Source organism: Chelatococcus sambhunathii, assembly GCF_001418005.1.
GTDB lineage: Bacteria > Pseudomonadota > Alphaproteobacteria > Rhizobiales > Beijerinckiaceae > Chelatococcus_A > Chelatococcus_A sambhunathii.
The window spans coordinates 59,970-72,307 of record NZ_LIOL01000007.1; the positions used below are offsets into that span (position 1 = coordinate 59,970).

Annotated in this window: 11 protein-coding genes; 4 read left to right on the forward strand and 7 right to left on the reverse strand. The window is 67.2% G+C overall.

Annotated features, from left to right (window positions below; genetic code table 11):
- Nucleotides 1–17: 17 nt before the first annotated feature.
- The 3 genes from ASC46_RS14280 to ASC46_RS20900 all read left to right on the forward strand — a co-directional run bounded on the left by ASC46_RS14280 (nt 18) and on the right by ASC46_RS20900 (nt 2,280).
- Complete coding sequence (locus ASC46_RS14280) at nt 18–671, forward strand: acyl-homoserine-lactone synthase (protein ID WP_055459978.1); 654 nt, start codon at nt 18–20, stop codon at nt 669–671.
- A gap of 64 nt (nt 672–735) precedes the next feature.
- The gene (locus tag ASC46_RS21950) at nt 736–1,686 is read left to right on the forward strand and encodes a LysR family transcriptional regulator (RefSeq protein WP_072249514.1); all 951 of its coding nucleotides are present in this window, start codon (nt 736–738) and stop codon (nt 1,684–1,686) included.
- A 306-nt stretch (nt 1,687–1,992) separates the two neighbouring features.
- Nucleotides 1,993–2,280, forward strand: coding sequence for a helix-turn-helix transcriptional regulator (locus ASC46_RS20900; protein ID WP_072249510.1), 288 nt, complete (start codon nt 1,993–1,995; stop codon nt 2,278–2,280).
- On the opposite strand, the gene ASC46_RS14290 is transcribed toward ASC46_RS20900, so the two are convergent.
- The 5 genes from ASC46_RS14290 to guaB form a co-directional block, all read right to left on the reverse strand.
- Complete coding sequence (locus ASC46_RS14290; RefSeq protein WP_055459980.1) at nt 2,198–3,502, reverse strand: tyrosine-type recombinase/integrase; 1,305 nt, start codon at nt 3,500–3,502, stop codon at nt 2,198–2,200. The genes ASC46_RS20900 and ASC46_RS14290 overlap by 83 nt on opposite strands.
- A gap of 294 nt (nt 3,503–3,796) precedes the next feature.
- Nucleotides 3,797–5,383 (reverse strand): glutamine-hydrolyzing GMP synthase, encoded by a 1,587-nt coding sequence (gene guaA / locus ASC46_RS14295; RefSeq protein WP_055460085.1) that lies wholly within the window; start codon nt 5,381–5,383, stop codon nt 3,797–3,799.
- Between the two features lie 91 nt (nt 5,384–5,474).
- Nucleotides 5,475–6,782: an RsmB/NOP family class I SAM-dependent RNA methyltransferase gene (locus ASC46_RS14300; protein WP_055459981.1), complete on the reverse strand. Its 1,308-nt coding sequence runs from the start codon at nt 6,780–6,782 to the stop codon at nt 5,475–5,477.
- On the reverse strand, nt 6,779–7,444 hold the full coding sequence (locus ASC46_RS14305) for a 5'-methylthioadenosine/S-adenosylhomocysteine nucleosidase (protein ID WP_071923655.1): 666 nt from the start codon (nt 7,442–7,444) through the stop codon (nt 6,779–6,781). The genes ASC46_RS14300 and ASC46_RS14305 overlap by 4 nt, the downstream gene beginning before the upstream one ends.
- Before the next feature lie 18 nt (nt 7,445–7,462).
- Nucleotides 7,463–8,956, reverse strand: a complete 1,494-nt coding sequence (gene guaB, locus ASC46_RS14310) for an IMP dehydrogenase (protein WP_055459982.1) — start codon at nt 8,954–8,956, stop codon at nt 7,463–7,465.
- A 305-nt stretch (nt 8,957–9,261) separates the two neighbouring features.
- On the opposite strand from guaB, the gene ASC46_RS14315 reads away from it, so the two are divergent.
- Complete coding sequence (locus ASC46_RS14315) at nt 9,262–10,710, forward strand: DHA2 family efflux MFS transporter permease subunit (protein WP_055459983.1); 1,449 nt, start codon at nt 9,262–9,264, stop codon at nt 10,708–10,710.
- A 4-nt stretch (nt 10,711–10,714) separates the two neighbouring features.
- On the opposite strand, the gene ASC46_RS14320 is transcribed toward ASC46_RS14315, so the two are convergent.
- Together ASC46_RS14320 and ASC46_RS14325 are read right to left on the reverse strand one after the other, a co-directional pair.
- Nucleotides 10,715–11,362, reverse strand: coding sequence for an HAD-IA family hydrolase (locus ASC46_RS14320; RefSeq protein ID WP_055459984.1), 648 nt, complete (start codon nt 11,360–11,362; stop codon nt 10,715–10,717).
- A gap of 67 nt (nt 11,363–11,429) precedes the next feature.
- Complete coding sequence (locus ASC46_RS14325) at nt 11,430–12,227, reverse strand: sterol desaturase family protein (protein ID WP_245280558.1); 798 nt, start codon at nt 12,225–12,227, stop codon at nt 11,430–11,432.
- Nucleotides 12,228–12,338 lie beyond the last annotated feature (111 nt).

The window sequence follows — 12,338 nt, forward strand, 5'->3', positions numbered from 1 at the left end:
CGAGGGAACTGACCTCCATGTTCCGCATTCATGCCGTGTCGGGCGATAATCAGGCCTGCTTCGCCGATCAGCTGGAACAGTATTTCCGGATCCGCCATGAGATCTACGTCGGCGAGCGCGGCTGGTCGGATGTCGCCCGCCCCGACGGACGGGAGATCGACCAGTTCGACACGGACAGCGCCGTTCATCTCCTCGTCACGCACCCATCTCTCGGGCTGGTCGCCGGATCGCGGCTCGTCCCGACGCTCTCCCCGCACCTTCTGAGCGACGTTTTTCCGCAACTTGCCCCGGACGGCGTTCCCCGCGCCGAGGACACCTTCGAGTGGACGCGCATCTTCGTCGTTCCGGCGCTACGCGAGCCCGGCCGGCCGTGCCGGGCCGCCGGCATCGTCTATTGCGGCATTCTGGAATTCTGCCTGTCGCGCGGGATCCGGCGGCTGAGCGTCGTCTGCGAGACCTACTGGCTCCCTCGCCTCGCCAATCTCGGCTGGCGGCCGCAACGCCTCGGTCCGGCGATCTGGCACAAGGGCGAGGAGATCATGGGTCTGATCCTGGACATGACCGAGGACGCGCTGATGCGCACACGGGCGTTCTACGGCATCACTCGCCCCGTGCTGGCGACGAAAGCACCGGCCTGTCCTGCGGCCCGCCTGGAGCGTGGCGCTTGCTGAGATGCGGCCTGCCATGCCACCCGAACACCGCTTCCCATCGCAGTTCGACGGCGATCTCGGCCGCATGACCGCATACAGGTATCTTACGGCAGCCGCCCAGAACGGCAGCTTCCGGCGCGCAGCGGAGGCACTTGGCATTCGCCAGTCGACCATCAGCCGATCCGTGCGGGCTATGGAAGACCGGCTGGGCGTGTCCCTCTTCCACCGCGGGACCGCGGGCATCCGCCTTACCAATGCCGGCAGGCGCTTCCTCGACGAGGTCCTGCCGGCGATCGAGCAGCTTGCGCTGGCTGCGGTTTCTGCCGCGGCCGCCGGGCGAGCGGCGGTCGGCTCCCTGCGCATTGGCACCTTTCCGGGCGCGTTCGGCGGTCTTTTCGGGCAGATCATGCGCAGCTTCGCGGCTCAATATCCGGATGTGCTCATCACCATCGAGGACGAGCAATGCGACGGCGATCTCGGGCGCCTTCAGCGGCGTCGGCTCGACATCGGCTTCATGGCCAGCCCAACTCCAGTCCCGGGATGTGAGGTCGTGGAACTGTGGCGCGAGCCGTTGTTCGTGGCCCTGCCGCCCGAGCACGTCCTTGCCGCTCGTGACCTGATCGACTGGAAGGCCCTGCGGCAAGAAGCCTTCCTCGTCACGAAGAGAGACCCAGGCCCGGCGATCCGGAATCACATCGTCACGCGAACGCATGGAACGGCGAGCGTGCCGGACGTCGCGCTCTGCTCCGTTTCGCCAGGAACGCTGCTCCATCTCGTCAGCCTCGGACAGGGGATCACGCTCGTGCCGGCATCCTGGACGGACGTGCAAACGGCCGGGATCCTCTGCCGGCCTCTGGCGGACAGCACGGAGGCCCTGCCTGTCCGGGCCGTATGGTCAGCGCGGAATGACAATCCGGCTTTGCGGCGTTTCCTTTCCGTCGCCCATATGCTTGCCGGGCAGCACAGGCGCGGCACGTCCGACTGGTCGGGGAGACTGCCCATCGCCGCCTCTGGGCCTAGGCCTACCCACCAGTGACGTAAACGCCCTGTACTATGCCCCCAATCCGCATGTGCTCACGTAGGCTGTTCGGGACATTGCCGTCCATCTCATTGGGAAGCGATCGATATTTCGGCCTTTCTGCTCGCGAGAGCGTCGTGACGATGATCAGCTTCTATTCGAGCCTGTGCATCTCCCAGGTCCAAATCCGCCGGCACGGGCGCCGTGCTGGCTCGTCCGATTTGCGCGCTACAGTACGATATTTTCGCATTCCTCATGCGGGAGGCTTCCATCGTGCCAACTATCGCCTTCTATTGAGCAAAAGAACTCGATGGGAGACGTGAAATGAAACCAGCATCAACGAACCTAACATTGCGCCGAACGATCCGACGTCACGAGTTGCGCGGCATGGTACCCTTGGCCGATAGTACCATTTACGAGATGGAGCAGCGGGGCGAGTTCCCGAGGCGCTTTGCCCTGTCGCCCCGCTGCATTGTCTGGGATCTCGCGGAGGTCCAGGCTTGGCTGGAGAGCCGCCGCGCATCACCGGTCATCCGAGCGAAGCACCCGGACGTGCGACAGCGGAAAACCCGGCCTGTGAAAGCGCCGGATCAAGCTCGAGCAGCGTCATAGCGGGTGGCACGAGAACCGGCACGCGCTTTTTCCCCTCGACCCAGGCATCGACGATGTCCGCCCATTCCTGCAGCATATGACGGCGTTGAACCTCATATTCTGCCTTGTTGTAAACTCCGCGAGATGACCGGCCATCCTCGTGCGCGAGGCACTTCTCGATCCAGTCGCTGTTGAAGCCGAGCTCATTCAAGAGGGTCGATCCGGTGCGCCTCAGGTCGTGAACCGTAAACGGCTCAAGAGGAAGCCCCTCCTTCTTCGCCTGCTCGACCACCGAATAGGTTACTCGGTTAAAGGTCGCTCGCGACATCGGCGCGTCAGCGTCGTAGCGCGACGGCAAGAGATACCGCGAATTGCCCGAACAGGTCTTGAGGGCGATCATGATGTCCAAGGCCTGCCGCGAGAGATAGACGTTGTGAGGCTTCGAGCGCTTCATTCTCTCCTTCGGGATGGTCCAGACAGCATTCTCGAGATCCACCTCGTCCCAGACAGCATCCTGAAGCTCGCTCTTCCGCACCATCGTCAGCAGATAGAGCTTCATACCTAACCGGATGGTCGGCAGCGTAGGAACGTGCTCGAGTTGCTTGAGCATGATGCGAATTTCGGCTGGCGACAGCGCCCGGTCTCTTGGCGCGAACGTCGCGATCGCGGCGGGTCCAACCTCATCCGCCGGGTTGGGCACCTTCTCTCCATGCAGGATCGCAAAGCCGTAAATCTGCTTCAAGATGTCCCGCACATGGATCGCTGTGGCCGGGGCACCGCGCTCGACGATCTTGGCGCAATGCGCTCGCAGATCGTCCGGCGTGATTTCCGTAAGCAGGCGATTGCGCCAGACCGGGAGCAGCTCACGCTCGAAGATGGCGCGGCGCATGGCTCTGGTGCTATCCGCCATCGGAGCATTCACCAGCCATTTCTCGCCGAACTCGCCGAAGCTCTTGGCCTCTTTCAGGCGGCGCTTCTCGCGCTGCTTCTCGATTGCCGGTGAACGTCCCTCTCTGATCGCCCGCCGTGCATCCAGGCAAAGCTCCCGTGCCCGCGCGAGAGAGATGCCATCACGTCCATACTTGCCGAGATAGACCGTCTCGCGTCGGCCATTCAGCCGGTAGTCCAGCCGGAAAGATATCTGTCCTGACGGCATGACGCGGACATACATGCCGTCGCGATCCGCGACCTTGTATATTTTCTCTTTTGGCCTCAAGGCCTTAAGCGCAGCGTCCGTCAGCATTCTCGTGCCACCCTCGAAAAAGTACCGTCACGCGGTTTTTGCGAGGCCCCGGCGAGATAAAGTACGCTATTACAATGGCTTAAGCCAAAAAAAGTACCGTCACGAGCCTCATTTCCCGTGACGGTACTTTCAAAATCAGCAGGGATCAATATGGGCAAGGGCCGTCAGCCGTGACGGTACATGCGATCTATGCCCACCGATAGGCATCGATAGGCACCATCGTAAAAATTATTTTGAATCAGTGGCTTATGTCGAATTCTGGCGTAAAATCGGCGGCGTTCGGATGGGCCTGAATCATTCCCACTCGATCGTTCCCGGCGGCTTCGAGGTCACGTCGTAGGTGACGCGGTTGATGCCGCGGACCTCGTTGATGATGCGGGTGGCGACGCGGCCGAGGAAGGCCATGTCGAAGGGGTAGAAGTCGGCCGTCATGCCGTCGACGGAGGTGACGGCGCGCAGGGCGCAGACATAGTCGTAGGTGCGGTAGTCGCCCATCACGCCCACGGTGCGCACCGGCAGGAGCACGGCGAAGGCCTGCCAGATGGCGTCGTAGAGGCCGGCACGGCGGATCTCCTCGAGGTAGACGGCGTCGGCCTGGCGCAGGATCTCGAGCTTCTCACGCGTGATCTCGCCGGGGCAGCGGATGGCGAGGCCCGGCCCCGGGAAGGGGTGGCGGCCGACGAAGCCTTCGGGCAGGCCGAGCTCGCGGCCGAGCGCCCTCACCTCGTCCTTGAACAATTCGCGCAGCGGCTCCACGAGCTTCATGTTCATGCGCTCGGGCAGGCCGCCGACGTTGTGGTGGCTCTTGATGGTCACCGACGGGCCGCCGGTGAAGGAAACGCTCTCGATGACGTCGGGATAGAGCGTGCCCTGGGCGAGGAAGTCGGCCCCGCCGATCTTCTTGGCCTCGGCCTCGAAGACATCGATGAACAGGCGGCCGATGGTCTTGCGCTTGACCTCCGGGTCGGTGACGCCCTCGAGCTCCTTCAGGAAGAGCTCCTCGGCCTCCACATGCACGAGCGGGATGTTGTAGCTGTCGCGGAAGAGGGTCACCACCCGCTCGGCCTCGCCGAGGCGCAGGAGGCCGTGGTCGACGAAGACGCAGGTCAGCTGGTCGCCGATCGCCTCGTGGATCAGCACCGCCGCGACGGCGGAATCGACACCGCCGGAGAGGCCGCAGATGACCCGGCCGGAGCCCACCTGGGCGCGGATCTTCGCGATCGCCTCGGCCCGATAGGCGGCCATCGTCCAGTCGGGCGTGCAGCCGCAGATGTCGACGACGAAGTTGCGCAGCAGCCTGCCGCCGTCGGGCGTATGCACCACCTCGGGGTGGAACATCGTCGAATAGAAACGCCGCGCCTCGTCCGACGCGACCGCGAAGGGCGCGTTCTCGGACGTCGCCTTGACGGAGAAGCCGGCCGGCAGCTCGGTGACCCGGTCGCCGTGGCTCATCCACACAGGATAGCGGCCGCCCTTGTCCCAGATGCCCTCGAACAGCGCCGAGGGAGCGACGATCTCGACGTCGGCGCGGCCGAACTCGGCGGCATGGCCGCCCTCGACGCGCCCGCCGAGCTGGTGCGCCATCGTCTGCTGGCCGTAGCAGATGCCGAGGAGCGGAATGCCCGCCGAGAAAACCTCCTGAGGCGCCCGGGGCGAGCCTTCGTCCGGCACGGAAGCCGGCCCGCCGGAGAAGATGACGCCCTTCGGCCGCATGCGAGCGAAGGCCTCCGCTGCGGACTGGAAAGGCGCGATCTCGCAGTAGACGCCGATTTCGCGCACGCGGCGCGCGATGAGCTGCGTGACCTGACTGCCGAAATCGATGATCAGGATCTTGTCGTGATCGGCGGTCGGGGCGGAGGAGGTGTCGTGAGGAGCCGTCATGGACATGGCGTTAATGGATCAGGGGGCCGGGCGCAACGGGCGCGGCCGGGAATAACACATGCGCGTGCGGCGGGGCAGTCCCGCAGGAGGGTCACGACCGCCGCAGCACGGTAACGAAGAAGCCGTCCGTCCCGGTCACGCGCGGCGTCAGCAGGATGCCGCCGGCAGGCGTTTCGCGATGCGGCAGCGACGGCAGGCCGGCGGCGGCGAGAACGTCGGCAACCGGGGCGACGGCGAAGCCATCGTGCCGGCCCATGAAGGCGGTGACGGCGCCGTCGTTCTCCTCCGGCAGCAGCGAACAGGTGATGTAGGCAATGCGCCCGCCCGGGCGGACGAGCCGGGCCGCGCGATCGAGGACGACAGCCTGGTCCTTCACGCGCTCGGCGAGCGCGCCGGGCCTGAGGCGCCACTTGGCGTCCGGGTTGCGCCGCCATGTGCCCGTGCCGGTGCAGGGAGCGTCGACGACGACGCAGTCGATGCTGCCGGCAAGGTCGGCAAGCGGGTCGGGCCGCGCCGGGTCGTAACGTCCCTTGGGCGAGCGCACCTCCACATGGCTCGCGCCGCTGCGGGCGACGCGCCCGTGCAGCGGCACGAGGCGGCGGGTGTCGACATCGGTCGCGAACAGCGCGCCGCCGTTCCGCATCAGGGCCGCAAGGGCCAGCGTCTTGCCGCCGGCACCGGCGCAGAGGTCGACGACGCGCTCGCCGGGCTGCGCCAGGGTGAGGCGCGCGGCGAGCTGCGAGCCCTCGTCCTGGATCTCGAACTGGCCGTCGAGAAAGCTCGGCTCGCTCTGCAGCGAAGGACCACGGCCGTCCTCGCCCACTGTGAAGCGCAGGCCGTCGATGGAATGGGGCGTTCGCAGCGGACTGAAGTGTTCGAGTTCGCCGGCGAGGGCTTCTCGCGTCACCTTGAGCGTGTTGACGCGGATGTCGAGCGGCGCACGCGCCACCATGGCCTGCATCTCATCGACGGCGACCTCGCCGAAGGCAGCGGCGAAAGAGGGCGCGAGCCATTCGGGGAAATCGCCGGCGACATGCGCCGGCGCATCGGCGAGCGAGGGCGGGGCCACAAGGCGTGCCGCCTCCCCCTGCGTCAGCGGCGCGGGCGCGTGACGCTCGCCGGAGAACAGGCCGGCGATGGCCGCGGCATCGAGATTGCGCAGGCGGGCAAGCATGCCGATGACGACAGCACGGGGCGTGTCGGCGCCCATGAGGAAGGCGGCGGAGGCGCGGCAGCGCAGGGCATCGTAGACGAGACTCGCCACGGCCGCCCTGTCCTTCGAGCCGGCGAAGCGGCGGGCGAGGCCCCAGTCCTTCAGCGCGTCGGGGGCCGGGCGGCGGCGCGCCTCGATGTCGGCGAGCACCTCGATGGCGGCGGCGATACGGGCGGCAGGCGTCATGACGCTTTCTTGTCGAGCGTGAAGGTGCCGGCCCGCACGGCCTCGGCGAAAATGTCGAGCGCGGCGGCGAGGCGCTCGTCGATGATATGGAGGTACTCCGTCCAGTCCTCGAATTTCGTCAGTTCGGAGCGGCCATCGCTGATGCCGCGCAGGCCAACGATGGGCAGGCCGAAGCGCCGCGCGGCGCGCAGTACGGCGAAGGTCTCCATCTCGACCATATCGGCCGCGATGGCGTCATAGCCGGCGCCCGAGACGATGTTGCCGCCGGTGGAAACGCTGGCCGCGGGAATGCCGGGGATGCGGTGGGGGATGGGGATGACCGCCGGCTCGTCCACGAAGGGCGTGCGCCCCTTCTCGAAGCCGAGGGGGGACACGTCCATGTCGCGATAGGAGACGCTCGCCACCTGGTAGACGCCGGCATGGTCGAGCGTGCGCGAACCGGCCGAGCCGAGAGTGAAGACGAGGTCGGGCAGCAGCCCGTGGTGCGCGAGCGAGGCGAGCGCCGCCGCCACGGCGACGCCGGCCTCGACCGGGCCGACGCCGGTGACGAGCGGGTCGATCTTCTCCCTGAGGTGCACGCCATATTCCTGCTCCGTCGCCATGACGAAGAGCACCTCGAGCCCGCCGACGGCGGCGATATGGCGACGCGGATCGTCCTGCACGGCCCTGCCCCCCGCCGCTCAGCCGCGCGTCGAGTAGTTGGGGCTCTCGCGCGTGATGGTGACGTCGTGCACGTGGCTCTCGCGCAGGCCCGCGCCGGTGATGCGCACGAAGGTCGCCTTCTCGCGGAACTCGGCAAGGTCCTTCGCGCCGACATAGCCCATTGCCGCCCGAAGGCCGCCGGAGAGCTGGTGCAGCACGCTTGAGACCGGGCCCTTGTAGGCCACCTGCCCCTCGACGCCCTCGGGCACCAGCTTCAGCGTGTCCTTGATGTCCTGCTGGAAGTAGCGGTCGGCCGAGCCGCGCGCCATGGCGCCGACCGAGCCCATGCCGCGGTAGGCCTTGTAGGAGCGGCCCTGCCAGAGGAAGACCTCGCCCGGCGTCTCGTCCGTGCCGGCGAGGAGCGAGCCCACCATGACGCATTCGGCCCCGGCGGCGAGCGCCTTGGCGAGGTCGCCCGAGGCCTTGATGCCGCCGTCGGCGATGATCGGAACGTTCTGCGCCGCGGCGACGCTCGCCGCGTCCATGATGGCGGTGAGCTGGGGCACGCCGACGCCGGCCACGATGCGCGTGGTGCAGATGGACCCCGGGCCGATGCCGACCTTGATGGCGTCGGCGCCGGCGTCGATCAGCGCCCGGGTGCCGTCCGCGGTCGCGACATTGCCGGCTACCACCTGCACGGCGTTGGAGAGCTTCTTCACGCGGGTGACGGCGTCCAGCACCTTCTGCGAATGGCCGTGCGCGGTGTCGACGACGACGACATCGACGCCGGCGTCGATGAGCATCTCGGCGCGCAGGAAGCCTTCCTCGCCGGTCGTCGTGGCGGCGGCGACACGCAGGCGGCCCTGGTCGTCCTTGGCGGCATTCGGATAGGTGACCTGCTTCTCCATATCCTTGACGGTGATGAGGCCGATGCAGCGGTAGTGATCGTCGACGACGAGCAGCTTCTCGATGCGGAACTGGTGCAGCAGGCGCCGCGCCTCGTCCTGGCTCACGCCCTCGCGGACCGTGATGAGACGGTCCTTGGTCATCAGCTCCGAGACCTTCTGGTTCGGATTGTCGGCAAAGCGCACGTCGCGGTTGGTGAGGATGCCGACGAGCTTGCCGTTGTGGCCGCCCGGCCCGCGCTCGACCACCGGAATGCCGGAGATGCCGTGGTTCTTCATCAGCGCCAGCGCCTCGGCGAGCGTCGCCTCGGGGTGGATGGTGACCGGGTTCACCACCATGCCGGATTCGAACTTCTTGACGAGGCGCACCTCGTCCGCCTGCTGCTCGGGCGTGAGGTTGCGGTGGATGACGCCCATGCCGCCGTTCTGCGCCATGGCGATAGCCATGCGCGCCTCGGTCACCGTGTCCATCGCCGAGGCGAGGATCGGCAGGTTGAGGGAAATGGAGCGCGTCAGCCGCGTGCCGACAGCGACCTGGCTGGGCAGGACATCCGAATGACCCGGCTGCAGCAGGACGTCGTCGAAGGTGAGCGCTTCGCGGAAGGAACCGTCGCGGATGACCGGCATCGCCAACCCTTTCATGGCCGTTTCGGCAGCCCGCTGCGGGACTCATCGGGCTCGGGCTGCGTCGTTGAGTTGGCAGCGGCCTGTAACACGCCTGTGGCCGGCGCGTCGAGTGGCATGTTGCGGTGCCGCGTGAAAAGTGTGCCGTCTGCTCTACCGCTTGCCCGCACCGCGGCGAGCGATCGCTTGCCTGCAGCGGTTGCATAGGTCGCCGGCGACCTGCCCGGTGGTCGCGGTACCGGCGCTGGGGGGCTGTGCTAAGAGGAACCACCCACCGCAACGGGCCGTTGGTCTGCTGCTCCCGCCCGATGGGTCCTGCCGTGTCACGCAACGTCCTCGTCCCGCTGATCGTCGCCTGCGCCCTGTTCATGGAGAACATGGACTCGACGGTGCTGGCGACGAGCCTGCCCGTGATCGCCCGCGACCTCGCCGTCGATCCCATCGCGCTCAAGCTGGCCCTCACCTCCTATCTCGTCAGCCTCGCCGTCTTCATTCCCGTCAGCGGCTGGATGGCCGACCGCTTCGGCGCGCGCACCATCTTCCGCGCCGCCATCCTCATCTTCATGGCTGGCTCGCTGCTCTGCGCGCTCGCCAATTCGCTCGCATGGTTCGTCTTCGCCCGCTTCGTCCAGGGCATGGGCGGGGCGATGATGGTGCCGGTCGGCCGCCTCGTCATCCTGCGTACGGTGCCGAAGGCCGAGATGGTGCAGGCCCTCGCCTATCTCACCATTCCGGCGATGATCGGCCCGGTCGTCGGCCCGCCGCTCGGCGGCTTCATCTCCACCTTCTTCGACTGGCGCTGGATCTTCTTCATCAACATCCCCATCGGCCTCGTCGGCATCGTCCTCGCCAGCGTCTTCATCGAGAACGTGCGCGAGGAGGACGTGCCGCCGCTCGATCTCGCCGGCTTCGCCATGACCGCCATCGGGCTCTCGGCGCTCATGATGGGCTTCGCCACCGGCGGGCGGCATCTCGTCTCGGAGGAGGTGTCGGTGCTGCTCGTCATCGCCGGCGCGGTCATGCTCTTCTTCTACTGGCGTCACGCCAGGCGCGCGGCGCATCCGGTGCTCGATCTCGCGCTCCTGCGCATTCCGACCTTCCGGGCCGGTGTCGTCGGCGGGTCGCTGTTCCGCATCGGCGTTGGCGCCGTGCCCTTTCTGCTGCCGCTGATGCTGCAGCTCGGGTTCGGGCTCAACGCCTTGCAGTCGGGCCTCCTGACCTTCGCCGCGGCGGCCGGCGCCATGTTCATGAAGACGCTCGCCGCCCGCATCCTGCGCATGTTCGGCTTCCGCCGCACGCTCGTCGTCAATTGCGTGATCGCCTGCGCCTTCCTCGCGGCAACGGGCCTCTTCACGCCCGAGACGCCGCACGTCGTCATCATCACGGTGCTGCTCATCGGCGGGTTCTTCCGCTCGCTGCAGTTCACCAGCATCAATGCCGTCGGCTATGCGGACGTGACGAGCCGCGACATGAGCCTCGCCACGAGCTTCGCCAGCGTGTCGCAGCAGATCTCGCTCTCCATGGGCGTCGCCATCGGGGCGCTGGCGCTGGAGGCGACCGGCTACGTGCGCGGCACCGACGGCCTGACGGCCGGCGATTTCGCGCCGGCCTTCCTCATTGTCACGCTCGTCTCCCTCACCTCGCTCGCCTACTGGCTGCGCCTCGCGCCCGATGCGGGGGCCGAGGTTTCCGGGCACGCGCGCACCTCGCGGCAGATCACGGCCGAGGCGGTGCAGGACAACATGCCGGGCCGCTGAGGCCTCAGGCCGGCGCGAAGAGACCGGCGATGGCGTCCGGCAGCTCGCCGGGCGCCGCGCAGATGTGGCGCGCGCCCGCCTCGGTCAGCTCGGCATGGCTGCCGTAGCCCCAGGCGACACCGATGCAGGGCACGCCATTGCGGGCGGCGCCGAGCACGTCGTGCTCGCGGTCGCCGATCATCAGCGTCTCGGCCGCGGTGAGCCCTTCGGTCGCGAGAATGTAGCTGATGAGTTCGCCCTTGTTATCGTGCGTACCGTCGAGCTCCGCGCCGTGGATGGTGATGAAGCGGCTGTCGAGGCCGAAGTGGGCGAGCACGCGCCGCGCGTAGAAGTGCGGTTTGGAGGTGGCGACGAAGAGGCGGTAGCCGTCCGTGGCGAGCCTGTCGAGCGTCTCCGGCATGCCGGGGATGACGAGTGCGTCCTTGTAGCCGGTCGCGCCGTATTGCTCGCGGTAAAGGCCGATCGCCGGCTCGACCAGCGCCTCGCCGAGCAAGGTCCGGAACGTGTCGCGCAGCGGCGGGCCGATGACCCAGGCGAGATCGTCCTCGGCCGGCGCGGGCTTGCCGAGCGCCGCGAGCGCATAGCGTACGGCACCTGTGATACCGGGCTTGGGGTCGGTGATGGTGCCGTCGAGGTCGAAAAGCAGGTTCATGAGCGCCCTCCCGTCGAAGCTGCAGCCCGGATAAGGGCTGGAACCGGCAGGAGCAAGGACGCTGCGCTCAACCCTGGTCCCCGTTGCGCAGGGGCTGGGTGACGAGGCGATCGAGCCAGCGCTCGCGCGGGTCGCGGAACTCATCGAGCCCGAGCGTCATGGCCTCGTGCCCCTTTTCCGGCTCGGCGCGATAGGTGCCGAACAGCCTATCCCACCACGGCAGGTTGAAGCCGAAGTTGCTATCCGTCTCGCGGCGCAGGATGGAATGGTGCACCCGGTGCATGTCCGGCGTCACCACGAGCCAGCGCAGCATCGGCTCGAGCCTCGGCGGGATGCGGATGTTGGCGTGGTTGAACATGGAGGTGGCATTGAGCAGCACCTCGAAGGCGAGCACGGCCGCCGCCGGCGCGCCGAGGACGAGGATGGCCACACCCTTGATGGCGAGCGACAGGAGGATCTCGCCGGGATGGAAGCGCCCGCCCGACGACACGTCGATCACCGTATCGGCATGGTGCATGCGGTGCAGGCGCCAGAGCAGCGGAACATGATGAAAGACAACATGTTGCGCGTAGATGACGAGATCGAGAATCACGACGCTCAGGAGGACGGCGAGCCAATAGGGCGCGCCGAGAAGCGGCAGCAGCCCCCAGCCCTTCGCCTCCACGGCGAGCGCGATGCCGACCGCTGAGGCTGGCGCGACGAGGCGCACGACGAGCGCGTCAACGAGCAGGATGCCGAGGTTGTTCGTCCAGCGCACCGGCCGGTCGGCGAGATCGTGCCGGCGCGGCGCCAGCACCTCCCACAGCGCCATGGCCGCAAAGACGGCGACAAAGGCGCCGAGCCTGATCGCGACTTCGCCTGTCACAATTCATCACTCCCCTGCGTGCCGTCTCCGTCAGACACCAATGCGGTGCCGGACGCAATCGTCGACGGGTCTGTGATGGCCACGGCAGCGCACAAGTTCTCGCGATCACCG